General features: G+C 60.5%; 24 protein-coding genes and 1 pseudogene. 16 read left to right on the forward strand and 9 right to left on the reverse strand.

Features of this window, described 5'->3' with window-relative positions; all coding sequences use genetic code 11:
• Positions 1 to 196: 196 nt before the first annotated feature.
• The gene (locus X728_RS138230; protein ID WP_023833097.1) at positions 197 to 1,210 is read right to left on the reverse strand and encodes an NADP-dependent oxidoreductase; all 1,014 of its coding nucleotides are present in this window, start codon (positions 1,208 to 1,210) and stop codon (positions 197 to 199) included.
• Between the two features lie 143 nt (positions 1,211 to 1,353).
• Here X728_RS138230 and X728_RS01365 point away from each other — a divergent pair.
• The 6 genes and pseudogenes from X728_RS01365 to X728_RS138215 form a co-directional block, all read left to right on the forward strand.
• Positions 1,354 to 1,902, forward strand: a pseudogene (locus tag X728_RS01365) (substrate binding domain-containing protein); the annotation flags it as partial.
• Between the two features lie 194 nt (positions 1,903 to 2,096).
• Positions 2,097 to 2,501: an MAPEG family protein gene (locus X728_RS138225; RefSeq protein ID WP_023682292.1), complete on the forward strand. Its 405-nt coding sequence runs from the start codon at positions 2,097 to 2,099 to the stop codon at positions 2,499 to 2,501.
• Positions 2,502 to 2,643: 142 nt separating this feature from the next.
• Positions 2,644 to 3,549: an SMP-30/gluconolactonase/LRE family protein gene (locus X728_RS138220; protein WP_023833100.1), complete on the forward strand. Its 906-nt coding sequence runs from the start codon at positions 2,644 to 2,646 to the stop codon at positions 3,547 to 3,549.
• 68 nt (positions 3,550 to 3,617) lie between these two features.
• Positions 3,618 to 4,238 carry an alpha-hydroxy acid oxidase gene (locus X728_RS1000000172145; RefSeq protein WP_023833101.1) on the forward strand — a complete coding sequence of 207 codons (621 nt, stop codon included), beginning with the start codon at positions 3,618 to 3,620 and terminating at the stop codon, positions 4,236 to 4,238.
• Positions 4,214 to 4,789, forward strand: coding sequence for an alpha-hydroxy acid oxidase (locus tag X728_RS1000000172150; protein ID WP_023833102.1), 576 nt, complete (start codon positions 4,214 to 4,216; stop codon positions 4,787 to 4,789). Before X728_RS1000000172145 ends, X728_RS1000000172150 begins: the two co-directional genes overlap by 25 nt.
• Positions 4,782 to 5,471 carry an aldolase gene (locus X728_RS138215; RefSeq protein ID WP_023715423.1) on the forward strand — a complete coding sequence of 230 codons (690 nt, stop codon included), beginning with the start codon at positions 4,782 to 4,784 and terminating at the stop codon, positions 5,469 to 5,471. The genes X728_RS1000000172150 and X728_RS138215 overlap by 8 nt, the downstream gene beginning before the upstream one ends.
• 13 nt (positions 5,472 to 5,484) lie before the next feature.
• On the opposite strand, the gene X728_RS138210 is transcribed toward X728_RS138215, so the two are convergent.
• From X728_RS138210 to X728_RS1000000170660, 8 genes are all read right to left on the reverse strand, one after another.
• The gene (locus tag X728_RS138210; protein WP_023669440.1) at positions 5,485 to 6,438 is read right to left on the reverse strand and encodes a PleD family two-component system response regulator; all 954 of its coding nucleotides are present in this window, start codon (positions 6,436 to 6,438) and stop codon (positions 5,485 to 5,487) included.
• A gap of 64 nt (positions 6,439 to 6,502) precedes the next feature.
• Complete coding sequence (locus tag X728_RS138205) at positions 6,503 to 7,522, reverse strand: chemotaxis response regulator protein-glutamate methylesterase (protein WP_023705673.1); 1,020 nt, start codon at positions 7,520 to 7,522, stop codon at positions 6,503 to 6,505.
• A 22-nt stretch (positions 7,523 to 7,544) separates the two neighbouring features.
• Entirely contained in the window at positions 7,545 to 9,818 is a 2,274-nt protein-coding gene (locus X728_RS138200) for a hybrid sensor histidine kinase/response regulator (protein ID WP_023833104.1), read from the reverse strand.
• On the reverse strand, positions 9,815 to 10,519 hold the full coding sequence (locus X728_RS1000000169705) for a chemotaxis protein CheW (RefSeq protein ID WP_023819373.1): 705 nt from the start codon (positions 10,517 to 10,519) through the stop codon (positions 9,815 to 9,817). The genes X728_RS138200 and X728_RS1000000169705 overlap by 4 nt, the downstream gene beginning before the upstream one ends.
• Positions 10,519 to 11,760 carry a protein-glutamate O-methyltransferase CheR gene (locus tag X728_RS138195; protein ID WP_031196101.1) on the reverse strand — a complete coding sequence of 414 codons (1,242 nt, stop codon included), beginning with the start codon at positions 11,758 to 11,760 and terminating at the stop codon, positions 10,519 to 10,521. The genes X728_RS1000000169705 and X728_RS138195 overlap by 1 nt, the downstream gene beginning before the upstream one ends.
• Complete coding sequence (locus tag X728_RS138190; protein WP_032898240.1) at positions 11,757 to 12,224, reverse strand: chemotaxis protein CheW; 468 nt, start codon at positions 12,222 to 12,224, stop codon at positions 11,757 to 11,759. Before X728_RS138190 ends, X728_RS138195 begins: the two co-directional genes overlap by 4 nt.
• Before the next feature lie 23 nt (positions 12,225 to 12,247).
• Positions 12,248 to 13,885: a methyl-accepting chemotaxis protein gene (locus X728_RS138185; protein ID WP_023689447.1), complete on the reverse strand. Its 1,638-nt coding sequence runs from the start codon at positions 13,883 to 13,885 to the stop codon at positions 12,248 to 12,250.
• Positions 13,886 to 14,238: 353 nt separating this feature from the next.
• Positions 14,239 to 14,421, reverse strand: coding sequence for a hypothetical protein (locus X728_RS1000000170660; protein ID WP_155924047.1), 183 nt, complete (start codon positions 14,419 to 14,421; stop codon positions 14,239 to 14,241).
• 569 nt (positions 14,422 to 14,990) lie between these two features.
• Between X728_RS1000000170660 and nanR the strand changes: the two genes are divergently transcribed.
• From nanR to X728_RS138135, 10 genes are all read left to right on the forward strand, one after another.
• Entirely contained in the window at positions 14,991 to 15,698 is a 708-nt protein-coding gene (nanR, locus tag X728_RS138175; protein WP_023682279.1) for a transcriptional regulator NanR, read from the forward strand.
• On the forward strand, positions 15,698 to 16,003 hold the full coding sequence (locus tag X728_RS138170; protein ID WP_023833108.1) for a putative quinol monooxygenase: 306 nt from the start codon (positions 15,698 to 15,700) through the stop codon (positions 16,001 to 16,003). The genes nanR and X728_RS138170 overlap by 1 nt, the downstream gene beginning before the upstream one ends.
• A gap of 47 nt (positions 16,004 to 16,050) precedes the next feature.
• Positions 16,051 to 16,827: an aldolase/citrate lyase family protein gene (locus X728_RS0136410; protein WP_023726880.1), complete on the forward strand. Its 777-nt coding sequence runs from the start codon at positions 16,051 to 16,053 to the stop codon at positions 16,825 to 16,827.
• A gap of 14 nt (positions 16,828 to 16,841) precedes the next feature.
• The gene (locus X728_RS138165; protein ID WP_023833110.1) at positions 16,842 to 17,894 is read left to right on the forward strand and encodes an NAD(P)-dependent oxidoreductase; all 1,053 of its coding nucleotides are present in this window, start codon (positions 16,842 to 16,844) and stop codon (positions 17,892 to 17,894) included.
• A gap of 120 nt (positions 17,895 to 18,014) precedes the next feature.
• Positions 18,015 to 19,670, forward strand: coding sequence for an extracellular solute-binding protein (locus X728_RS138160; protein WP_023833111.1), 1,656 nt, complete (start codon positions 18,015 to 18,017; stop codon positions 19,668 to 19,670).
• A gap of 84 nt (positions 19,671 to 19,754) precedes the next feature.
• Complete coding sequence (locus X728_RS138155; RefSeq protein WP_023833112.1) at positions 19,755 to 20,696, forward strand: sugar ABC transporter permease; 942 nt, start codon at positions 19,755 to 19,757, stop codon at positions 20,694 to 20,696.
• Complete coding sequence (locus tag X728_RS138150) at positions 20,696 to 21,544, forward strand: carbohydrate ABC transporter permease (RefSeq protein ID WP_023833113.1); 849 nt, start codon at positions 20,696 to 20,698, stop codon at positions 21,542 to 21,544. The genes X728_RS138155 and X728_RS138150 overlap by 1 nt, the downstream gene beginning before the upstream one ends.
• Positions 21,545 to 21,555: 11 nt before the next feature.
• A complete protein-coding gene (gene ugpC / locus X728_RS138145) occupies positions 21,556 to 22,650 on the forward strand; it encodes a sn-glycerol-3-phosphate ABC transporter ATP-binding protein UgpC (RefSeq protein ID WP_023833114.1) in 1,095 nt (364 codons plus the stop codon).
• Positions 22,647 to 24,620: a hypothetical protein gene (locus tag X728_RS138140; protein ID WP_081732516.1), complete on the forward strand. Its 1,974-nt coding sequence runs from the start codon at positions 22,647 to 22,649 to the stop codon at positions 24,618 to 24,620. Before ugpC ends, X728_RS138140 begins: the two co-directional genes overlap by 4 nt.
• Positions 24,621 to 25,059: 439 nt before the next feature.
• Positions 25,060 to 25,308: YidB family protein (locus X728_RS138135; RefSeq protein WP_023833116.1), on the forward strand; the 249-nt coding region annotated here is incomplete at its 3' end.

Consider the following 25,308-nt stretch of genomic DNA (forward strand, 5'->3'; position numbering starts at 1 on the left):
CGTCCATGATGCCAGTCTCTCGCCAAACCATCGCCGGTCCTCCCGGCGAAGGAGAAAACTGTCACCCATGCTATCGGTCCATTCTGTTACCTATCTATCCGGTTCGGACGTCGGTCGGTGGTCTTCGTCGGCTAAACGGCGTAATCGCGCCCGATCGTCTGCACTCCCGATGGTCGGTCGGACTGAAAGCAACAATTCAGACGGCCAGCACGATCTTGCCTTGAATACTGCCGTCGGCGGCGCGCTCATGTGCGCGCGATGCCTCGGCCAGCGGGAATGTGCTGTCGATGACGACACGCACAAGGCCGTCGTCGAGCAGGCGGGCGGCTTTTCCCAACTGCGCGCCATTGGATCGAACCTGTGTGGATGAGACCGTGATCCCCAGCCTCTCTGTCTCTTCGTGACCAGCGAAGCCCAGTGGGTTGACCAGGAACAGCGCGCCGCCCGGCTTCAGAACATGGAAGAAGCGCTCCATGTCCGCGCCGCCCACCGCGTCGAGGACAAGGTCGACGTCTCGAACGACATCTTCCGCCGCGGTTGTCTTGTAGTCGATGAATTGATCCACGTCAAGATCGCGCATCAGCGCCTCGTTCTTGGCCGATGTCACCGCGATGACGCGCGCGCCCCGCCATTTCGCCAACTGGACGGCCAGATGCCCGACACCGCCTCCGGCACCATTGATGAGCACCGTCTTGCCGTCGAGGGGCACCGGCTCATGCGGTAAGGGCTGGAACGGATTCGGCTCGTCGTGGCCAAGTTCGATCAAGAACTGCCATGCCGTCAGAAGCGACATCGGCGCACCAGCCGCATGAATATGGTCGATGCCGGCTGGTTTCAACGCAACATGCGATGCCGGCACACTGACATAATGCGCGTAGGCATTGCTACCCGTCATCAAGTTATCGGGGAAGTGAACCATTGCGTAGACCTCGTCACCGATGCTGAACTCAGCGACGTCAGCGCCAACCGCTTCAATGACGCCCGACACGTCCGTGCCGAGAATCAGTGGGAAGGACGCGTTGGGTCGCCATTCTGGCGGCAGTGCGCGATAGCCATCCCGCAGATACCAGTCGGGCGGATTAAGCCCGGCCGCCTGGACTCGGACAAGCACCTCGCCGGGCTTCACACCCGGCCTAGGCGCGTCTTCGTACACCAGCATCTCGGGACCACCGAATGCGTGCAGACGGACTGCCTTCATCTTATCGCTCATGGTGAAATCTCCGCTCATCCATGTCATTGGAGCGAATCTAGCGGCATGACCGCCGGTTGATAATCGGTGCCGATGGCGGTTAAGTAATGCCATGGCGGAACATATCACTTTGGATCGGCTCACTGGCATCATCGAACCTGATCGTCGATCTCAGGCTGGGTGACTAGATGGTGGACATGATCGAGGAAGGGATCGATGTCGCCATACGCATCGGTGATCTGGCTGACACCCGGCTACTATCACGCAAGATCGCACCCCATCGGCTTTGCTGCTTCGCCTCGCCAGCCTATCTCGAGGAACGCGGCACACCGACCCATCCCGATCACCTGGAAGGGCACGACACCGTCAACCTTCGATATCAGAGCACAGGCCAGGCCTTTCGCTGGCCCTTCCGGATTGGCGACCGTGAAATCGAGATCGTGCCCAATTCCGGTGTGGTCGCCGATGCCAGCGATGCCGTGCTCATCATGCTGGCAGCCGGCGGTGGGATAGGCATAGGCGCCTCCTTCATGGCGGCTCCCTATGTGAAGCGCGGCGAACTGGTCCCAGTGCTGTCCACGTTCGCGGTCGAGCGAAACAATGTCACCGTGCTCTGGCCGGCAAGCCGACGCGCCAACCCCGCCGTGCGCGCCTTTCTGACCATGCTCGACGCCGCTTTCACTCTGCGAATGGCAGCTTCAAGCATCGACTGATCTGGCGCGGAAGGGTCGCTAAAGGGCGAAAGCGGTCAATCCTGCTGATTGGCTGAACGGCAGCTATTCCGGGCACAACGTCCAAAAGCTGCTATTCCGTTTCGGCCCCACTACAGGCCGCCCCTCCTCGTCGAATAGCATTAGACTAGTTGATCGGCTACAACGACCTAGAGTGCTAGCAACGGGGAGGGCACATGTCGGCGAGTGCTTACGCATTGACTGGCTTCATCTCGTGGGCGCTGGCCCTGCTGATCGTGATGGAAGTTATCCGGAGCTACCTGGTGATCTCTGGGCAAGTCCCGGCAAACGGCTTTACGCCAGATAACGGAGCCCTCTCCCCGTTTATGCGGAGGTTAGCCCGTGCCCACGCCAACTGCATTGAAGGGCTTCCAATCTTCGGAGGTCTGCTCGGAGTCGCGATCATCATTTCAAAGACAGATGTCACGGATCCCTTGGCCTCCACGATGTTAGGCGCACGTATAGTGCAGTCGGTGATCCACCTCGTCTCAACCAGCCAACTCGCGGTCAGTCTCAGGTTCACCGCGTTCGCTGTGCAAATGGTGATTGGTGCGTATTGGTGCTGGTTGCTGTTGATCTGAAGAGTGGCGGAGCCCCGACGCAAAAGTGGGCCACCTAACGCGCACGTCAGTCTAGTTATCTTTCGAGTCGCCGGGTCATGTGACCGCCAGGCTGGATTATGCTCAACAAATCTTGATAGGCTGCCGTTCTGGGGGTCGCACGATGAACGAGGTTGAAAAGCTGGCCGTCGAGGTTGTCGCGACCGGCCTTGGCTGGCCCGAGGGCCCGACGGTGCTGCCCGATGGCCGAATTGTCATCGTCGAAAGCTATCGAAGCCAGCTGACGGCCATAGATCGCGACGGAAGTGCTCGCCAATTAGCGTATGTTGCCGGAGCGCCCAACGCCTGTGTTCTTGGATCGGATGACCTGCTCTATGTCTGCCAAAACGGCGGCACGACCGGACCTTGGCGGGCCGCGGAGATGACGACACCATCCATCCAGCGGGTTGCCGAAGGCGGAAAGCCGGAAATCCTGCTAAGCGAAGTCGCAGGCATTCGGCTCAATGGTCCAAACGATCTTGTATTTGCTGCTGACGGCCGGCTTATCTTTAGCGATCCCGGCACATACAACCCGGGGAACCCGGACCCCAGCTACATCTTTGCCGTCAACCCCGACGGCAGTGCGTACCTTGCTCTCGGTTTCGACAATCCGACGTTCCCCAATGGTGTGGCGATCGAAGCCGACGGCTCGATCATTTGGGGGGAGTCCTATACGGGTCGCGTCAAGCGGCAGCGTCCGGATGGTTGCGTCGAAGACCTGGGCCGCTTGCCTGGGGCCAATCCGATCCCGGACGGGCTGAAGGTCGGAGCCGATGGCCGCCTTTATGTCACGGATATTGCCGCCAACGGCATTCACGTTCTGAAGCCCAACGGGACAGCGGAGGGTTTCTTCGTCTGCGGCAAGGCAACGACCAACTGCGTCTTCTCGGGCGAGATGCTTTGGGTGACAAATGCCGGCGTGCTGGCGACCGGCAGCGATCCCTCCTTTGAGGGAACACTCTCCTGCGTGCGTGTTCCGGGAGGCGGTGGACCGACGCATCATGGTCGCATCGGCGGAAAGCAACCGTGAGTAGCTCCTCGTCCGCCTCAAACACAGGCGATGACCGCGGTGCCGGCGGTGCGGCATCGTCTGCTTCGATGGCGGCGTTGAAGTGCCTGTACAGCGTGGCCGCGGTCCGCGTCGCCGCGCGGCGGACTTTGCCACGCCCGGTGTTCGACTTCGCCGATGGCGGTGCCGAGGATGAGCGAACGCTGCGCCGGAACGAGCAAGCTTTTAACGAGGTTGCCATTCTGCCGCGACCACTCAACGGTGCAACGACGCGAGACCTTTCCCTTGACCTCTTCGGCGCGAAACTTGCCATCCCGCTGGGCATCGCGCCAACCGGCCTGGCTGGGCTGTTCTGGCCCGACGGCGAGCGCGCAGCCGCCCGAGCCGCAGCGGCCGCAGGGACATTCTACTGCGCCAGCCACGGATCGGTCTGCACGCTGGAGGATATAGCAGCCACCGGAAGTAGCCCACGGTGGATGCAGGTGTTCGTCTATACCGATCGCGGCTTCACCCGAGAAATGGTGGATCGGGCGCGTGCCTCAAGCTACGACGCGCTGGTGCTCACCATCGACAACCAGATGCTTGGCAACCGTGAACGCGACATCCGCAACGGTTTTGCCATCCCGCCGCGCTTCGGTTTGGCCGGAACCCTCGCGGCCGCCACCAGGCGGCGTGGCTTCTTCGTATGCGCACCCGACTCCCGAAACTGACCTTCGGCAACTACGCGCGCCCCGGGGATACGGCGACGGTCGGTGCATTGGCGGGCCGCATGGCCGCAATGCTCGATCCCGGACTCTCCTGGGCCGATGTCGACTGGCTGCGCACTGTCTGGTCCGGACCGTTGTTGCTGAAAGGCGTCCTGCATCCCAGCGAAGCCGCCGAGGCTGTAGCGCGGGGAATCGACGGCATCATCGTATCCAATCATGGGGGCCGTCAGCTTGACGGCGCCGCCGCATCGCTGGACGCGTTGACGGCGGTTGTCGCGGCTGTCGCAGGCCGCATACCGGTGCTTATCGATGGCGGCATCAGGCGAGGCTCCGACGTCGTCAAGGCGCTGGCGCTCGGCGCCTCGTGCTGTCTGATCGGGCGGCCGCAGTTGTGGGGGCTCGCGGTCGCCGGCGAGGAGGGGGTACGCCACGTGCTCGAACTCTACCGCAAGGAGATCGACCGCGTCATGGGACTGATGGGCGCGCGGAGCCTGCGCGACCTCGGGCCGGACTGTATTTCGTTCGTTCAGGGAATGGGGCCGCTACATGATTGAAGACCCACCACTGCTCACCATCAAGCGCCGTTTCGAACGGCCCGCAGCAGAAATCATCAGTGCTTTTGCGGGCGTGCCGGTTAGCCAGGTCGTAGACGCGATGGGGGGACGCGGCGCCTTGCATTATGCGATCAAGCCACTGTCGCCAGCTACTGCGACGATGGTCGGCGTCGCCGTGACCTGTCACTGCGGCCCCGCCGACAACCTCGCCCTGTTTGGAGCACTGGATGCCGCAGCAAGTGGCGACGTCATCGTCGCTTCCACCGACAGCTTTGCCGGTACGGCGGTAACTGGCGATCTCGTGCTCGGCATGGCGCGCAACAAGGGCGTCGCCGGCTTCATCACTGATGGCCTCGTGCGCGACGTTGTCGGGATCGAGGCTGTCGGGTTGCCGGTCTACTGTGCCGGGGTCATTGCGAATTCGCCTGCGCGCAATGGTCCAGGCACGGTCGGATTCCCGGTGGTGCTTGGAGGAGTGACTATCTCGCCGGGAGACATACTGGTCGGCGACCGGGACGGTATCGCCGTGGTCCCCCGCCTGGAGGCTGAGACTGTGCTGGCGCGGCTCGCCGCCATCAGGGCGTCCGAGCAGGCACTTGATGCGCTCGTGCGCCAAGGTCTTGAAGTGCCCGACTTTGCCAAGGTCGTCCTCAAATCGAACAGGGCGCGCTTCGTTGACTGAGATGTGAGCTTCTCTAGCTGCGGGACATATGAAGCGCAACACGATTTCGTCCTTCCGATTTGGCACGAAACAGAGCCAAATCGGCGGCATTGACGAAATCGTTTGGCGTCTCGTTCTCGGTGGGCACCGCTGTTGCGACGCCGACGCTGATGGTCACGCGATCCGGGCCGTGGGGTATGTTCAACTCCCGCACGCTCTGGACGAGCCGCTCGGCGATCGCACTGGATTGTTCCAGTATAGTGTCGACCAACACGATGACGAACTCTTCGCCTCCGTACCGCGCAGCGAGATCGGTGGAGCGGCCGGAACCGCTCTGGATTACGCGGGCGATTTGCTTGAGCACATCGTCGCCGGCCATATGGCCATAGGTATCGTTGTATCGTTTGAAGTTGTCGGCATCGATCATCAACAGCGACAGTGGGGACTGTGCGCGAAAAGCGCGTTTCCATTCAGCCGCCAGATATTCGTCAAAATAGCGCCTGTTGCCGAGACCCGTCAGGCCATCGATCCGCGTCAGACGTTCAAGCTCTAGATTTGCACTGATCAGCTGTCGCTGGCTTTCCCTCAGCGCTCGGTGTGCCGAGTCTCGCTGGACGTGATCCAGATAGGCCCGCGTGTGATATCGAATGCGTGCAATCAACTCGATACGATCCGGCAGTTTGACGAGATAGTCGTTCGCGCCCGCAGCGAAGGCTTCGCCCTTGGTGGCTGGATCTTCCTTGCTCGACAGCACAATGACTGGCACCGCGCGTGTCGACGCATGCTTCCTGTATTCTCGCACCAGATGCAGCCCATCGACCCCTGGCATCACGAGATCCTGCAGGATAACGGTTGGCTTTACCTCATCCGCGACCGTCATCGCTCTCAACGGGTCGGTGCAGAAGTGTAAGGAAATATCGGGCTCGTTGGCTAGAGCGCGCCTGACCGCCTCGCAAACCATGATCTGATCATCGATGAGCAGAACCATGGATGAATAGTTATCTGCGAGTGGCGGGACCAACTCTGGTTCTTGCGTCATCGGAAGGGGCCTTTCACGTGGAGCGCTCGCAGGCTTCGATTATACGTGAGCCGATCGCACCCAAAGGAAGAATATCAACAGCCGCGCCGATGTCGGCGGCGGCCTTCGGCATGCCATAGACGGCACTGGTTGCTCTATCCTGCGCGATTGTGAGATGCCCCTTGTCACGGAGCTGTCTCAGCCCGCGCGCACCATCCCTGCCCATGCCTGTGAGCAGAACACCAATCACCGGGCCAGGCCACCATTGCGCCGCACTTTCGAAGAACACATCTACGGACGGCCGATAAACATTGTCCTTGGGGCTGGGCGTATAGCCAAGTTGCTGAGCTGACTTGAAAACCAGATGATCCGCAGAACTGGCAACGAGAACGGTGCCCGCTTGAGGGCTATCCCTTTCCCCCGCCGGACGGATCGGGAGACGTGTATGCTGCCCTAGCCAATCAACAAGGCCTGGAACGAACTGAGCATCGAGATGCTGGACGAGCACAATCGCGCCGCCAAAATCAACGGGAAACGCGCTCAGGACTGCGGCAACGGCAGCCGGCCCGCCCGCAGAGGCGCCGATTGCTATCAGGCGTCGAGTTGACGGCTCAGCCGCACGTGACATCCGCCTTTTTGCCTGGGTAGGCGCATCACCGATCAGCTTGCCTATCGTTAGTATCTTGTTCGTCAAAAGCCGGGCGGATTGCGAGGACGCGTTGCCTTCGATGCCCACTGACGGAATATCGACTGCGTCAAGCGCGCCATGACCCATTGCTTCGTAGACGCCGGCGAGGTTGGCTTCGATACTGGCGGTCACCAGCAAGATTGAGCACGGGGTTTCCGCCATGATTCTGCGGGTCGCTTCCACGCCGTCCATCTCTGGCATCGCTAGATCCATGAGTATCAGATCCGGCAGATCACGTCTGCAGACCTCGACCGCCTCACGCCCATTAGTCGCGATCCACGCGACCTGATGTTCGCCGGTCAACAGAACCAGTCGACGCAGAAGTTCAACCGCCATCGGCATGTCGTTAACTACGCCGATTCTCATTCGCTGGCTTCCAATCTCGATCTCATTCAGCCGCCTCGCCAATCATGTCCACGACGGCATGGATCAGCGCCTCGTCCTGAAAACTACTCTTGGTCAGATAATAGTCCGCACCTGCGTCGAGCCCGCGCGCGCGATCTTCTTCCCGATCCTTGTATGAAACGATCATAATGGGTGTGTTCTTGAGATCAGCATCCTTTCTGATCAAACTCACCAGCTCGATGCCATCCATGCGAGGCATGTCGATGTCGGTGACGACGAGATCGAAAGGACCAGACCGGACGGCATTCCACCCGTCCATGCCGTCTACCGCCACTTCGACCTCATAACCGTAATTGCCGAGCATCTTGCGCTGGAGTTCGCGAACCGTCAGTGAATCGTCAATCACGAGCACGCGCTTGCGCCTGCTCGCTTCGGGACCGCCCGCGGCGCGCCGAAGAGCTCGAAATCCGCTGGACGATGCAAGCTTTTCCACCGATCGGATCAGATCGTCGACGTCGAAGATCAGAACAGGCGAACCGTCTTCCATCAGGGCCGCTGCGCTGATGTCCTTGATCTTGGCAAACCGTGGATCGAGAGGTCTGATCACTAACTCGCGTTCCCCGAGAAAACGGTCAACGATCAGGCCGTACGCATCGCCCCGACCCGCATCCACGACGACGACCGATAGTTCGTTCGGTTCCGATCCGGGCTCACCTCGATCGAGCACCTCGCGAGCGGTGACCAGCCCGATCTGTCGATCGTTCAATCGAAAATGCGGCCGGCCCTGCAGGACGTTGATCTCCGTCCGTTGCAGTTTCAAAGTCTTGGAAATGGCAGCGAGTGGAAAAGCATAGGGCTCTCCATCGACATCGACGAGCAGCGTGCGGAGGACCGACAGTGTCAGCGGCAATTGCAGTTGAAATCGGGTTCCGTGGCCAAATTCTGAGGAGACGCTTGCGACTCCCCGGACTTCCTTCGTCATGGCTTGCACTGCATCGAGCCCCACACCGCGACCTGAGACGTCGGTAAGGCCCGCTTTCATGGAAAAGCCTGGCAGAAACAGAAACGCGAGCAATTCGCTTTCGCTGAGTGTTTCAGCACTTTCCCTGGTTGCAAGTTGCCGGGCGACGACGGTCTCGCGCAGCTTCGAGAGCTCTATCCCCCTGCCGTCGTCCACCACGGCTATCTGCAGCAGCCCGGCATTGTGCCTCGCTTCGAGCCTGATGAGCCCCTCTTCGGGTTTGCCCATCGCGAAGCGCTCCTCAGGCGGTTCAAGCCCATGGTCTACAGCGTTGCGCAGAAGGTGCCCCAAAGGGGCATCGAGCTGCTCGAGGATATCGCGGTCGATGCCGGTCGAGCCGCCTACGATCTCCAGTCGCACCCGCTTGCCAAGGGTACGACCGAGGTCGCGGATCATTCTCGCATAGTGTCGCACGCCGTCCTCAAAAGGCCGCATCCGGCTCGCCAACGTTTCGTCGTACAATCTGTTGGCAAGATCGGTCGCTTTCCGATCCACTGAATCCAACTCATCGAAACGCTCCGCCAGGAACGCTTGGCTCAACCGAAGCTTTCGCTGCGCTTCAGCCAGCGCCTCCACCACCGCCGCATCGTTTGAAACCGGCGGCAGCACTGCATGGAGATTGTCGAACGCACTTGCGAGGTCCGATTGAAGTCGCTTCAGCCGTAGCAGCCCGTCAGCGAATGGCCTGAGCCGCCGAGCTTCCATCAGCGACTCGCCAGCCAGCCCGAGCAATCGGTTCAGGCTGTCTGCCGTCACCCGAACCATTCTATCAGAGCCGATGCTGCCGTGGGCTTGCGGTACCGCCGCAACGAGGAGGTTCGCGGAAGAGCTCGTCGTCAGTTGCTCCTGGGCATGATCTGGAGTTGCGAAATCAGCTGCAGAATCTTGGGGCCCGGGCTTTGCCTGGGGGAGGGACAACCCCTCGAACTTCGCGAGAAAGGTTTCGACTTCTGAGTTGGCGCTCTCGCTCGATGATCCCGATGCGATCAATTTCAAAAGGTCAGAACCTTGCAGAAGCGCATCTATATGCTCCCGTCGCACCCTCAGATGCCCGCGTTGCGCTGCGACCAGGCAGTCTTCCATCGCATTTGCAACTTTGACTGCGGGCATCAGGTCGATGATGCGGGCAGCTCCTTTCAGAGAATGCGCGGCACGCATGCATGCTTCCAGGGCGTCGGCGGCGATAGGATCGCGTTCGAGTGCCAGAAGTCCAGAGGTTAGAGCCCGTGACTGCGTCTCCAGTTCGGCCTGGAAGAGGCTGAGCATCGAAACCTGGCTGAAGTCTTCATCTGTCATGCGATGCTCCGATCCAGCATCGTGAGCAGTTGTCGTGGATCGAGACAGCCAACGGCTCGTCCTTGCCATGGCAGCACGGCAACCGTAGCGGCCGACAGTGCCTTGCCAATCATGGCCGGAACAGCGAGAGTGTCGCGTTCCTGGTACCGATGTAAGCCGTGGATCTCATCAACCATAAAAGCAACCCGCTTGTCGCGCTCGCCTACCACGACAAGGCGGCGAAATACCTTGGTTCGTGTGCCTTGTTCCCCTTCCTTGCGCTCGTCTATCCCGAGCAATTCGGCCAGGGACAGGCAAATGAGCAATTCACCACGGACATTCGCAATGCCGAGCAGTGCACTGTTCCTGCGATGTGGAAGTGAATGAACGCGACGAGATTCAGCCACTTCATGAAAAATACCGACCGGAAGTGCCAGCCATTCCTCCCCCAAACGGAAGAGAACGGCCGTCTGCAGCGCGTCGCTGTCTGCCGAATCGATCCCTGCACGACCAGCGTTGTCAGGCCATTCGTCGCGAGATGCCGAGGGAGCTGCACGGTCGAGGAGGCGTCGTGCGATCTTCTTGTAGGTCGGGCAATTGCGGCAGTGGAGATGCTGCTCTAGTAGCGGACATGACTTGTCACCCCGTACGCCTATTTGCCGCCAGCAGTCGTTGATTTCGATCTCCTCCACCGGCTGAGCGATCCTTGTCGAAGCCGCCATCAACTGCCGCTCCTTTTCTGGACCCGACCCAGCCGGCCGGCCAGCGCCTCGGCGCCGTTATGGTCGCCTTGCTTGCTAAGCAGCAAGGCCAGATGGACAAGAGCTTCTCGATGATTTGGCGCGAGATAGAGCGCCTTGCGATAACTTTGCGCGGCTTCGGGTGCAGAACCATCCGCATCCTGGACGAGGCCCAGCAGGTAGAAGATTTCTGCGGAAGGACCGAACTCCCTGAGATGCGCCAGGGCGACCTCCTGTGCCTCCTTTACGCGTCCTGCATTGGCGATCCGTTCAACCGCGATGAGGCTTTCCGAGGCGTGTGCAAGCGGCTTGGCCGGAGCCTGCCCGCGGCCTTCATTGCCAATTGTCGGTCGGAACGGACGAAGAGGCTCGCTCTTGTTGACCTTAGGGCTTGGCGTCCGCACCGGGACGGCGGCCGAAACCTTTGGCGCCGTGGTCTTGACGGGCTCCGATTTCAGAAAGGCGAAGGCCAATGGCCATTCAGCGGAAAGAAAGCCATGCACCCTTGGAAGAGCTGCTTCCGCCGGACCGACCAGAAGAAGTCCGTCTTTGGCCAGCAGGTCCTTCAGGCAGATCAATGCGCGATCCTGCAGCTCTCGATTGAAATAGATCAGCAAATTGCGGCAAAGCAGGATGTCATAGACCTCTTGCCCGAAAGGCGCGTGAGAACCGAACAGGTTTCCTACCATGAACCGAACCTGTTTCAGCACCCCAGCAACAGGCCGCAACCCGCCCTCGGCCGCTTCGAAATAGCGATCCTTGAATTCTAAATGGCTGCCGCGAAACGAATTGCGGCCATAGATGGCGTGTTCAGCCGTCGCGATATTGCGGCTGCTGACGTCCACGCCATCGATCTTGAACTCATGCGCCTCAAAGCCGGCATCGAACATGGCCATGGCGACCGAGTAAGCCTCTTCGCCGGTTGAACATGGCAGGCTCAGGATTCTTATCGGCTGAGCAGGCTTGTGCGCGCGCGCATGCCGCGCCAGCATCGTGAACGCTTCTCGGTCACGAAAGAACCAGGTCTCTGGGATCACCACCGCATTGATCAGCTCCTGCAGCTCCTGCGAGGAACCGGCCAAGTATTGCCTATAGGCCTGAGGGTTGGTTATCCGGCATGCTTCCATCCGTTCTCTGACCGCCTGACGAACCACTGTCGGACCAACGCTGGCACTGTCCAGTCCAATGGTTTCCGTCAGGAGCTTTTCTATTGCTCCGGTCATTGATCACCTATTGCCGCCTGGCGGAGCAAAGCGGTACGAATCTCGTCCGAAAGCAGCGCTTCCACTTTGACCCACTGAATGATCTCCAAACCATCGGAAGCCACCGGCCCAAGATAGGGCGGGGTTCCTGGTTCCAGTCCGAACGGCGCGAAATCGGCCGGGTCTCGCTCGATCGTATCCGTCACCCGTTCCGCGATCAGCCCCAGCAGGCGTCGCTCGCCATCATCCGCCGGATAGCGCGTCACAACGATCCGGGTGCTCAACAGGCGCTCCGATGGTCGGCCAAGCGCAAGAAGGGTGACATCGATCAGGGGGATGGGTATTCCGTTATAGCTGACCAAACCCACCACACCAGTTGGCGCACCCGGAAGAACTTTCACGTCGATATAGGGCAGCACCTCTTCAATTTTGTGGACATCGATCAAGTAGCGATCCGGACCCATGCTGAAGGCGAGGAATAGCATTGTCACCTCCTACTGCCGGCTCGCTATGCTCGTAGCTTGAACCTCGATATGCTACTTCGCATGCCGCCTGAGACTTGATTGAGCTCGTCGATCGCGAGCGTCGATTGCTGAAGGGACTCGACTGTTTGCTGAGCTGCCTCGCTTAGCTGGGTTAGCGTGTCGCTGATCTGCCCCGCGCCGGTCGCCTGTGCTTGCATGCCTTCATTGGCGACTTCGAAACGTGGCACCAGCCCCTGAACCTGCTGAATGATCTCGAAGAGTTGCCCGCCGACCTGCTGGATGTCCTGCATACCCCGACGGACCTGCTCGGAAAACTTGTCCATGCCCATCACCCCGGCCGCGACTGCCGACTGGATGTCCTTGACCATTTGCTCGATATCGTAGGTGGAGACAGCTGTCTGGTCCGCGAGCCTTCGGATTTCCGTCGCCACCACTGCAAAACCCCGGCCATATTGGCCTGCCTTCTCCGCCTCGATGGAAGCGTTGAGCGACAACAGGTTCGTTTGATCGGCCACTTTGGTGATGGTCGTCACCACCTGATTGATGCTGCCGGCTTTCTCGCTCAGGATCGCCAGTTTGGAATTGATCGCGCCAGCCGCTTCCATGACCTGCTGCATGGTTTCTTCCATACGGGTCAGCCCCGCTTGCCCCCCGCCAGCCACGGCAGCGGTTTGTTCGGCAACTGTGGAGACCTCGTTCATCGTGCGGACCAGTTCGTTTGATGTGGCGGAGATTTCCTTGGCTGTCGCTCGGATTTCTGTTGTGGTCGCTGCGATTTCAGTCGCAGTTGCCTGCTGTTGCTTGGAGGTGGCGGCGATCTCAGTTATCGACGTGCCGACCTGTATGCTGGACCTTTGAACCTGACCAATGAGGGTTGTGAGATCGTCCGCCATTGCGTTGAAGCCGTCGGCAAGCACGCTGAATTCGTCTCGGCGCCTCAGATCGAGCCGTTCGCTGAAGTCGCCTTGCCGCATCAATTGAACCGCGTCGACCAAACGGGTGAGCGGACCTGTAATGGCGCGAAACAGCTGGTAACCCAAAAGAAGGGCTAGCCCGAGGGCTATCAACAAGCCAACGCTCAAACCGACTTCGGCCGTTCTGACGATCGAGCTGATCCGCTGCGTCGCGCTGTTTGCCTCGCCTCTGTGATCCTCAACCATGGCCTGCAGAGCGGACTGCAATTTTACAAAGATCGGCTCTACTTCGTTCTTGATAGCTGGGCTTTCATTGGGAGTTTCACCTTTCGACAAGGCAGCCCGGCTTGTTTCCAGCACAGCAGTTTCAGCCAGACGGAATTGGTTGGCGAGTTGTTTGACGGCTGCATAATTCTGCTTGTCGATATCGGAGACGATCGTTGCCTCATAGTCGTCCATCGACCGCTGCACCTGGTTGCGATTGGTCGTGATCGCGTTTTCAACCGTGCTTCTGTCTGACGGGTTGTCCTGAAGGGCATATTCCTGAAGCAGACTATGGGCCGCCATCTGGCCCGTCATGATCTCGGTACTGTGATAAAGGTCCGGAAGGATGCCCTTCTCGACCTCAGTCGCCTCCTCCCCCGCCTGAAGAAACCAGGCGTACGCGATGAGGGCTATCACGGACATGACCACCAGAACGGCTGCGAAACTGACGAGGATGCGGTGGCGTATTGTCAGACTCTTCATGGAACCGGTTCACCAATGGGGGGCATCGTGGGCTGCGCGACAAGCGCTCGTTCCGACATATTCGAAAAGGTGCGTCGAAAAGCGGTAGTCTGATGCTGAATGGTTTCTTTTCCGTTCCATAGCTAATGATGGCGAGGCGGCTCGCCAATCGGCGCCGCCAGAAGCGGTGGTCAAAGGACGACTGCCGTCCACGCACATCAGCCCGAGATCGGCTGGATGGCACGCCGCGTCAGGAGGAGCGTGGATGAGCTGCTTGAGGCCACGAATTGAATGACTGCTTAGGCCAGGTCGAGGCAAGAAAGCCGACGTCCTGCTTGCTGCCCCTAAGCTGCCAGGCGGGAACGCGCCTCATATCAGCCGTCCAGCATGATCGTCGCTACTGAAAGCGGAATCGCCGAAACCAGATGTCGCAAACTGGCCAGCGCGTAGATTCGCGTCGAGTGCGGGTTCGGCATTTGCAGGTGACGATAACTAAATGGCAAGCGCCCCCGCCTGAGGCCCTCAGGACTAAAAGATCTTGAGAAAACCAGTTTCAAATGCGCATCCTCAAGCGGCGGCCGCCCACCGCACGAGGATGGGCACAACGTGACGAGCGCTCTGGAGCCTAGAGAGAACTGACCCGACACCACCTTCCTTTGCGGCATTGCGGCGGCGCAAAAAGATTACGAGATGGAGCAGGCGTATTGCCAAATGGGTCCACCAGCGAGAGTTCGCGTTTTCCGCCTCGGCTGTGAACCCCACTTCCATTCGCGGGTCTTGCTCAGGTCGAGGTCTACTTTGCCATCGAGGGCTCATGTTGCAGCTCATAAGCAGGCGGTTGGGTAGGTCTCGGCCAGCACACGGCCCGGTGGCACTCACTGCGGTCCACACCGCAGTTGAAACTGACCACCCGACCCAGGGTTCGAAGACGGTCCCCGATCGGAACACCGAGCAGAGTGTGCTCGCGCTCCTCAAGTCACCGATATCCTTGGTGAAGACGTTGAAGGCGTGTGCAAAGGACGCCTCGGCGGAGTGATTAAACGGCTCGGCTACCGGATGCTTAGACATCGTTGACAAGGGTGCTATGGGATCATAACGTACCTGATTGGTATAACAGGTATGCCACATGATCGGAGTTCTGATCAAGCAGCGGAAGCTTTCGGACGAGGTGGCAGCGCACCTCGAACGGATGATCCGAGAGGGAGAGTTGGCCGAAGCCGACCGTCTCCCATCTGAACGGGAACTCATGCGGCAGTTCGGTGTAGGGCGGCCTTCCATCCGTGAGGCGCTGCTGCATCTGAGCAAAATGGGCCTTGTCGAGGTAAAATCGGGGGAGCGTGCCCGCGTCACTCGACCCACTCCTCAATTCGTGATTGACGCCCTTTCAGGGCCGGCTCGGCACATGATTTCGGCGCCGGGAGGCGTTCACGACTTCCAGAGCGCGCGCTTGTTTTTCGAGGTCGGTCTTGCCCGCAACGCCGCTGTGCATGCTACCCCGGAAGACATTGACAGCCTCAAGGAGGCGCTCGAACTCAACCGGCAGTCGATCGGCGATCTGGCGCGCTTCGAGCGCACGGACGTAGACTTCCATTACGTGCTGGCGGTAATCACCCGCAATCGGATCTTTACAGCTATTCACGCGGCCTTGGCTGAATGGTTGCTCGAACAGCGTCGCACCACATTGGCCAAGGGTGAAGACCGCAAGGCTTACCAGGCTCATCGCGAAATCTTCGAGGCCGTCGCCGCGCGCGATCCAGACGCGTCAGAGACGGCCATGCGCAGCCATCTCGAATATGTGGCCAAGCGGTATCTGCAACTTGCGAGGCCCAAGTGATGACCGGATTTGTCGTCTGGGTCGATTTCCGCCTGAGGCCTGGTGCCCGGGACAGATTCCGAGAACTTGTCGACGCCAATGCGACCGCCTCGATGCGCACCGAGGCCGGCTGTCGCCGCTTTGACGTGACGGAGGCGCGCGGCGAAGCGGATCGGGTCCTGCTCTATGAGATTTACGAAAGCGAGGCCGCATTCGAGGACCACTGCCGCACCGCTCATTTCGACGAATTCAATACGCAGAGCGCGCCGCTCGTCGTGACAAAGTTGGTGACGACCTGCGACCTCGTTCTTGAAGCCACGCATTGAAGCGAACATAGGCGGATTGGCCCATTGGGGCAAACGGGAGGAAGTGCATGTCGGAGCCAAGTCTCAGGGCGTTAGCTTCTCACAGGCGGGTCAAACTCGGTACGCTCGTCGCCGAGTTCGCGACGCCGGGAATCGGTCACATCCTGAAGTCCGCTGGCTGCGATTTCGTCTTTTTCGACATGGAGCATTCGGGATTTAGCTTGGAGACGCTGAAGAGTGCGATTCGCTATTTCGAGGCGGCTGACCTGCCGGTCATGGTGCGTGTGCCATCGCAGGACTACCACTTCCTTGCCCGCGCCATGGATATGGGCGCCGAAGGCCTGATCGCGCCGATGGTGAGCAGCGTCGAACAGGCGCAGCACATCATCAATTCCATGAAGTACCACCCTGCCGGCGCCCGCGGCGTGGCGCTGCAGATCGCTCATGACCGCTACCGGCCAGGCTCGGTCGCTGATAAATTCGAGGCCGCCAACAAGCGCTCGACGTTCATCTGCCTGATCGAGACCGCCGACGGCGTCAAGAACATTGATGGCATCGCGGGACTGGACGGGGTCGATTGTCTGTGGGTTGGACATTTCGATCTGTCCGTCTCGCTCGGCATTCCTGGCGACTTCGCCCACCCCACTTTCACTGCTGCAATGGCCAAAATCGTTGCCGCCGCCAAGAAGCACAACAAATCGCTTGGACGCTTGGTGCCCAACGTCGCCCAGGGACACGAGTTCTACGCACAGGGCTTCGATTTCATTTGTTATTCAGGCGACGTTTGGGTCCTGCACGACGCGATCGCCGACGCGGTTTCCAAGATCCGGGCCGGGTGCCAATAGGAGCGGAGGAGACGATGGACAGCGTGAAATTCAGGGTGGCGCTTTCCGGTGATTTCCGCAGGCCGGACGGCTCGCCGACCTACCCAGATTTCGATCTGGAGCCGCTGCGCAATGCGACAGGTGTCGAGATGGTGTTCCTGGAGTCAAACAGTCCGCTTCGCGCCGACCAACTTGAGGATTTCGATGCGCTGGTCCTCCTCGCCCATCGTTTCGATGCCACGAGCGTCCCCAGGAGCGGCCGCCTGGCCGTCGTTGCCCGCTTCGGGGTCGGCTACGACACTGTCGACGTTGAGGCATGCACCGCAGCCGGTATTGCCTTGGTCATCACGCCCGATGGCGTGCGACGGCCCGTCGCCGTATCCGTCATCACCTTCATGCTGGCACTGACCGGCAAGCTGCTGACAAAGGACGCGCTCACCCGCAAAGGCTCTGTTGGTTTTGAGAAGCGCTCCGAACATATGGGGGTCGGCCTCGTCGGGCGTACGCTTGGGTCGCTGGGCATCGGCAATATCGGTGCCGAGGTCTTCCGGTTGGCGAGGCCCTTTGACATGCAATTCATTGCCCATGACCCGTTTGCCGACAAGGGGGTCGCTGCCGACCTGGGCGTCGAGCTGGTCGGGCTGGAGGATCTGTTTCACCGCGCCGACGTGCTGTCGGTGAGTTGCCCCCTGTCGCCCCAGACCCACCACATCGTCAATGCCGAGCGGATCGCCCTGATGAAGCCGACAGCTTACCTGATCAACACCGCGCGCGGCCCGATCGTCGACCAGAAAGCGCTGACGCAAGCGCTGCAGGAGCGCCGCATCGCCGGCGCCGGTCTCGACGTGCTGGAACAAGAGCCTCCCGAGGCAGACGATGCGATCCTCAAACTCGACAATGTCATCCTGACGCCGCACGCGCTTTGCTGGACCGACCAGTGCTTTGCCGGCAACGGTGCCGCCGACGTCAAAGCGGTAATGGAGGTGCAGCGCGGTCGCGAGCCGCGCGGCGTGGTCAATCGCGAGGTGCTTTCGAGCGAGCTGTGGAAGACCAGGCTGTCTGGGCTCGCCGCCCGCTTTGGAATCTAGGAGGACACTGATTTTCGGCGCGCCGCCGCGGCCTCTTCGCGGCGACCTTACGGGAGGAAATGCTTGACCGCTGCGCCGGCGGACGAGTGAAGCAAATGGAAAATGGGAGGACCAAGCACTATGAACGATCATGAAAAACGTGAGTTTCAGGCAGGTCTCGAAGCAGAGGTCGACGCCTTCATGCGCGGCGAAACCACCCGCCGAACTTTCATCACCCGCTTCGGTCAGATGACCGGCATGTTGGCCGTGTCCGGCCCGCTGCTGGGGATGATGACCGATTGGGCGCTGGCGCAGCAAACATTGGAATTGGCGGACGCCACGTCGCCGCTCGGCCAGGCGCAGGCCGCAGCCCTAAAAGCATCGAAGGAAGGGCCTCCGGACGGTTCCGCCTTTCGCGCGGCGGAGGCGGCCAAGGCGCATTCGGGCGTCACCCTCAACATGACCTACGAGGCTGGCCTGCAGGCACTTGACCCGCGCAATTTCAGTGGTCCGATGTGGGAGCAGCTTACCGGGATGAAGTCGAATGTCGTCGAACTGTCGAACCCGGACCAGTACTCCAAGGCGGTCGCCGAGCACATCGCCGGCTCGGGTGCCTATGACGTCCTCGACATCTCGCCGGCCTGGACGCCGTCGCTTGCCGATGGCGGCGTCATCGCCCCTCTAGACGACTACATCGCCAAATACATGAACCCGGCAGACCTCGAGGACTATCATCCTCTGTACAAGGCGCTGCCGACCTACAAGGGCAAGATCTGGGGGTTCTTCGACGACGGCGACATGTTCGCTCTCTACTACCGCAAGGACATCTTCGAGGATCCGAAAATGGTGGAGGCTTACCAGGCGAAGTTCAACGCCAAGCTTGGACCGCCCAAGACATGGGAAGAATATGCCCAGATCGCCCAGTTCATCACCGACCAGATGGCGCCAAAGGTCTATGGCGCGGGACATTTCCGCAAGGCGGGCAGCCCCGGCAATCAGTTCGACTTTCTGCAGCAGTACCGGGCCAACGGCGGAAAACTCTTCGGCGACGACATGGAGGCAGGTTTGGTTTCGGATGCCGGCGTCAAGACGCTGACAAACATGCTCGCCGCAAACAAGGCCTCGATCCCCGGCAACAACGAGCTCGACGCCGTCTCCTTGTGGGCGGCTTTCCTGACCGGCAAAGTCGCGATGATCTATTCCTGGCCTCCTAGCGGCCGTATGGCGGCGAACTATTCGCAGTCGGCCACGGCAATCAACTTCATTCCGCAGTCTCAGATCGCCGGCAAGGTCGGCTATGCCGTGGTTCCGGGAAATCCGGAACATGCCACCGGCTACAACAAGGCACTGTCGGCCGACTCGCCCAACCCCGAGGCGGCATATCTGTTCATGCAATGGGTATGCTCGCCACCCGTCTCGCTGGCACGTTGCATGCTGCCCTACGCGCTACGCGACCCGTACCGCATCTCGCACTTCAAGTCCGAGCTCTACGGCGCGCTCTTCCCGAGTGCCAAGGAGTACCTTGCCAACCTCAACAACTCGGCAAATGTCGGTCTGCTCGACCCGATCATGCCAGGCGCGCAGGACTACTTCTTGAGCATCGATCGCATGTGCACGGCAGTGTGGGCTGGTGCGGATCCGAAGGCATCGCTTGAAACGGCGGCCGCCGAGTGGAACGAGACGACCGACCGACTGGGTGTGGATTCGCAGAAGGGCTTCTACACCGAGTTCTTGAAACTGCCTGGCGCCACCGCCGACAACACGGTGGAAAAACTTGGCATGGCGGTCACCCTCTGAAGGGAGGCGGACTCTCTGGAGCAATTGGTGTTGCGGGCGCTTGGCTCGCAACACCTCCCCGCTAAGCGGCGATAGGATACGCCTATGCAGCCCACAGCCACGATCCGTCATTTGAAGGCCGCCGGCGCACCGCCCCGGCTGTCTGCCTTTGCCCAATGGGCAGACCGTCATTTCAAGTGGCTGCTGGTCGCCCCCGCTGTGCTGCTGATATTGGCACTGTCGATCTATCCGCTTCTGTTCTCGCTGGTGGTATCCTTCATCAACTACGACTTCCAGGTGCCGGGCCACGCCTTTGTCGGATTGAAGAACTTCGAGCGGGTCGTGTTCGATCCCGTAGCACGTTGGTCGCTGTTGCTGACAGCATCGCTGTCGGGCATCAGCGTCGCTATAGAATTCGTTCTCGGCCTCTTGGTGGCGCTGGCAATGGTGCGCAGCTTTCCGGGCCGCGGTGTGATCATGTCGATCCTGATCGTGCCGCTGTTCATCAGCCCGGTCATCGTCGGCCAAGCCTGGACGCTGCTTTTACAGCGGCCTTTCGGACCGACGAACTATATCCTGACGCAACTATTGGGGCAGGAGGTTACGATCGGCTGGATGACGGAGCGCCCGTGGCTCTACGTCTCGCTGATCATCGCCGATGTCTGGCAGTGGACGCCGTTCATGTTCGTCATCCTGCTCGCCGGGCTGACCGCAATCCCACCCAATCTCTATGAGGCGGCAGAACTCGACGGCGTCAACGCCTGGCAGGTTTTTTGGGCGATCACGCTCCCGCATCTCGGGCCGATGATGCTGCTGGCGCTGACCTTCCGTCTGCTCGACGCAATCCGTATGTTCGATACCATTTTCATCATGACAGGGGGTGGCCCGGGAACACAAACCTACACGGCCTCCTATTATCTTTATACCATCGGCTTCACGCAGTTTCATCTGTCGCAGGCAACAGCAGGAAGTTGGCTGTTCCTGATCTTTACGGCGCTCATCGTGACGTTGCTGGTGCGTCGGCTCTTGAAGGTAGAACCGGTCTGATGGCCGCCGTCGCGCCCGCCCGCCGCAGGAAACGCCGGTCGTTGCCGATCGGCCGAATTCTGCTGCTGGGGTTCTTCCTGGTGTTCGTGCTGTGGCCGCTCTACTGGATGTTCAACACCTCCATCAAGCCCAGCGACGACTACCTCACCGTACCGCCTGTCTGGTTCCCCGCCGCTCCGACGCTTGTCCACTACAAAGCTGCGCTGTTCGCCTATCGTGGTCTCGACGGGCTCGTCAACAGCCTGATTATTTCGCTTTCGGCCACGGTGCTTTCGGCGCTGCTCGGCACGCTGATGGCCTATAGCCTGGCGCGCTACGACACCGGCGGCAAGCATCTGTCTTTCTGGGTGCTGTCGCAGCGCTTTTTGCCGCCGATCGGGATCGTGCTGCCGGTGTTCCTGATCTATCGCCAGGTCGGGCTCTACGACACTCATGTCGGCCTGATCATCGCCTATACGGTCTTCACGCTGCCGGTCTCGGTGTGGATGATGTTCGCCTATTTCCGCGGCATGCCGAAGTCGATGGAGGAGGCGGCCCTCGTCGATGGCTGCACGAGATGGGAGGCGTTCTGGCGCGTTGCCGTGCCGCTCGCAGCACCGGGCATCGTCGCGGCGGCTGTCTTCGCCTTCATTGCATGCTGGACGGAGTTCTTCTTCGCTCTGATCTTGACCAGCCGAACTGCCTTTACGCTGCCAACGGTCTTCCGCGCCTTCATCGGCTTCCAGGGCGCGCAATATGGCGAAGCCGCGGCCCTTGCCATCGTCTCCCTTGTGCCGTCGATCGCCCTTGGAGTGCTTGCTCAACGACATCTTGTGCGCGGGCTGACGCTCGGCGCCGTTCGCGGATAGGAAGGGAAGGCATGGCCGAAGTCAGAATTACCGGCTTGCACAAGCGCTACGGCGCATTCCATGCCGTGCGCGGCATTGACCTCCACATCCGCGACGGCGAGTTCACGGTCCTGGTTGGGCCCTCCGGTTGCGGCAAGAGCACTCTGCTGAGGACCATCGCAGGACTGGAGGAGAGCTCACAAGGCACGATCGAGATTGGCGGCGAGGTGGTTAATGATTTCCGGCCGCGCGATCGCGACGTGGCAATGGTGTTTCAAGATTATGCGCTCTATCCGCATATGAGCGTGGCCAAGAACATTGGCTTTGGCCTCAAGGCTCGCAAGATGCCGAAGCCAGAGGTCGAGTTGCGCGTCGCCGAGGCGGCACGCATGCTTGGCATCACTCCGTTGCTGGGGCGTTTTCCGCGCCAATTGTCAGGTGGCCAGCGCCAGCGCGTCGCCATCGGCCGCGCCATAGTCCGCAACCCCCGCATTTTTTTGTTCGACGAGCCGCTGTCCAACCTCGACGCACAACTTCGCGACGAAATGCGCGGCGAAATCAAACGCCTTCACCAGGACATTGCGACAACGATGATCTACGTCACCCATGACCAGATCGAAGCGATGACGTTGGCTGACCGCATCGTGCTGATGCGCGACGGGTTGATAGAGCAGCAGGGCGCGCCACTCGAGTTGTTCGAGCACCCGGCCTCAACGTTCGTCGCTGGGTTCCTGGGTTCGCCGCGGATGAGCTTCCTGCCAGGTACCCTTGCCTTGGACGCAGGCGCCGCTGCCATCCGGCTCGCGGATGCACTGCTGCCTTTAGCGCGCGGCAGGGGGCTGAAGGGCGTCGCGGACGGACAGCAGGTGCTGCTCGGGTTGAGGCCAGAACACCTCACTCGTGCGCACACTGCAACGCCGGAGCAGGGCACGTTTCGCTATGAGGCAACGATCGACCTGCTGCAGCCGACCGGCTCGCGCAGCTACGCGACATTCCGACTGGCCGGCGCGCCGGTGATGGCTGAGCTGCAGGCGCACGATGTCAGCCGTCCGGGCGAGAAGCTTGCGATCGACATCAACATGAACCGGGCCTCGATCTTCGACGCCACGACGGAGCGGGCAATTTGACCTCGACAGCTTCCCTGGCAGTCCGCTTGTGTGGCACCGAACAGCTCGAGGCACCGCTGCGCACACTGCGCGCCGGATCCTTGTCGGTCGCGTTCGACAATGGGGCGTTGCGTTACATCCGCATCGGGACGATCGAGGTCTTGCGCGGAATCTCGTTTCTTGTACGGGACGAAAACTGGGGAACATGTACCACCGTTCTCGATGATCTGCGGATCGACGAGAGGCCGGATGCGTTCGCCATTGAATACCGTGCAACATGTGCTGCAACATCCGGCCGCCTGATTTACCGGGCGCGCGTCTCAGGCCGTGGCGATGGTGCGCTGTCGTTTGTGGCGGAGGCAGAGCCCGAGACCGACCTTTTGACGAACCGGACCGGCTTCGTCGTCCTTCATCCGATCGAGGCCTTGGCCGGCAAGCCGATAAGGGTGCTGCATGAGGATGGTCACGACGAGCTATCGTTCTTTCCGGACCACATCGATCCTAAGTGTCCGTTCACCGACATCCGGGCGTTGTCGCACGAGATCGCGCCTGGGATCTGGGCGACATGCACCATGGAGGGTGATGCCTTTGAGATGGAGGATCAACGCAATTGGTCTGACGCCTCCTATAAAACCTATGTCCGCCCTCTGCGTCGCCCGTGGCCTTACAGACTGCCCAAGGGCCAGAAATTCACGCAGGCCGTCCGGCTTCACGTGTCAGGAACGCTCCCTGCCGGGACGTCTGAAAATCGCAATCCACTCATCAACCTGACGATCGGCGGACCGGTCGGCCGAGTGCCCCGCACTGGCGTCGGCGTCGCCGCCGACGAGGCAAAGCACGCGCTCGAAACCCCCGAGCTCCTACGACGAATGGCTCCCCAGTGGATGGTCTGCCAGGTCGATCTCCGGATCGCACACGGCCAGGACGAACTAGAAAGCTACGCCGCGCTCGCACGGCTGACCGGCGCTGGCGTGGTCCTTGAGATTGTCAGCAAGGGCACGCGCGATCCATTCGGCGAATTGGCGCCGGTCGCGGATGCTGTCCACTCACTCGGCCTCAAACTAGAAGCTGTCTCCGTATTTCCGGCGCAGGACATGACATCCGTACAGCCGGGAGCACCGTGGCCGACTATGCCCAGCTTCCACGAAAGCTACTCCGCCGCTCGCCGGGCTTTCCCGGGCATCGCGCTGGGCGGCGGCATGGCCGCTTACTTCACCGAACTCAACCGCAAGCGTCCGCCAGCCGAAGCGCTCGACTACGTGACCTTCACCACCTGTCCAAGCGTGCACGCCGCAGATGATGTCTCGGTGATGGAGACACTTCAGGCAATCCCCCATCTAATCCACTCCGCGCATGCTTTCATGGGGGAACGCTTGCCACTGCGTATCGGTCCCATCCAGCTCGGCTGCCGTGAGAACCCATACGGAAAATCCACTGCGCCGAATGAAGCGAACGCTCGCGTCTGTCTATCGCGCATTGATCCTCGTCAGCGCGGGCTGTTCAATGCGGCTTGGACTGTCGGATATTTCGCGGCCTGCGCTCGCGAAGGAATCGAGGCCGTCGCGTTCGGTGACTTCGCCGGCCCCTTTGGCCAAATCCATAGGAAGGCTGATTTCGTGCAGCCATGGTATGACCAGCAGGATGGCCCAACGGTCTATCCCGCTTTCCATGTCTTGGCTGGTCTCTCAAAGCTCGGCGAAGCCACCTTGCTGTCCGTAGGAACTTCCGCCGTTGACGGCGTCGCCACGATCGCAGCTGAAAAAGATCGGCGCGTGACCCTGTGGGTCGCTAACCTCACCGCCGAGACGCAATCTGTGCGGCTTTCGGATGCGCCGAGCAGCGCCCGTGTTGCTCTTCTCGCCGCCGAGCAGTTCGAGCGGGCGGCAACCGATCCCGACTTCATGGAAAGTTCCGCAAGATCGCTGGGTGATCAAATCATCTCGCTTGGCGCCTACGCCGTCGCGCGAGTCGAGCTCGATCGATCGTCTTAGGCCTAGCCGATGTTCGCTGTTTGGCCAAACCCCCGTCAAGGATGAGGGTGGTAGTTCCATACTCTAAGGCAGCGCGTGGGATCCATCTCGCTTATACGTTCTACTATCGCGACGCCGACCAGGCTCGCCAGGTTCCGCCTGCCGAGACGCCAAGTTTTGAGGCCGCTCGCGCCGAAGCGATCCGTTGCGTAATCGGCCTGTTGGCTGATCTGGGCGATGACGATATGACCGGATGGTTAGTGCGCATGCGCGATCAGGCAGGCAACGAGCTTTGCACGATCAACGTCTGCGAGGCCGAAGCCGCACCGCAAACGGAAACAAGCCGGTTAGGCAGCACCGCTCACGTCTGTGTCGACACGCCCCGCCTTATTCAATTAGATCGTCGCCGTCGGAACTTTTGTGATGTTGAGCCCTTGTCCATTGAACAGTGGAGGTACCAATGGCAAATCTGGGGAAATTGGCGATCGCGATGCTCGGCGTCCTGGCATACCAAAATCGCGACAAGATCGGCGACATGATCCGTAGAGCGGGTGATCGCAACCCAAATGACCCGCAAGGCGGGATTCTGGATCAGCTTTCAAAGGGCGTTTCGGGGACCGCGCTTGGCGATATTCTCGACCGGTTCAGAGGGGCAGGCGCCGGATCGAAGGTCGATTCGTGGGTAGGCACCGGGCCGAACGAGCCGATC

Source organism: Mesorhizobium sp. L103C119B0, from assembly GCF_000502235.1.
Lineage (GTDB): Bacteria > Pseudomonadota > Alphaproteobacteria > Rhizobiales > Rhizobiaceae > Mesorhizobium.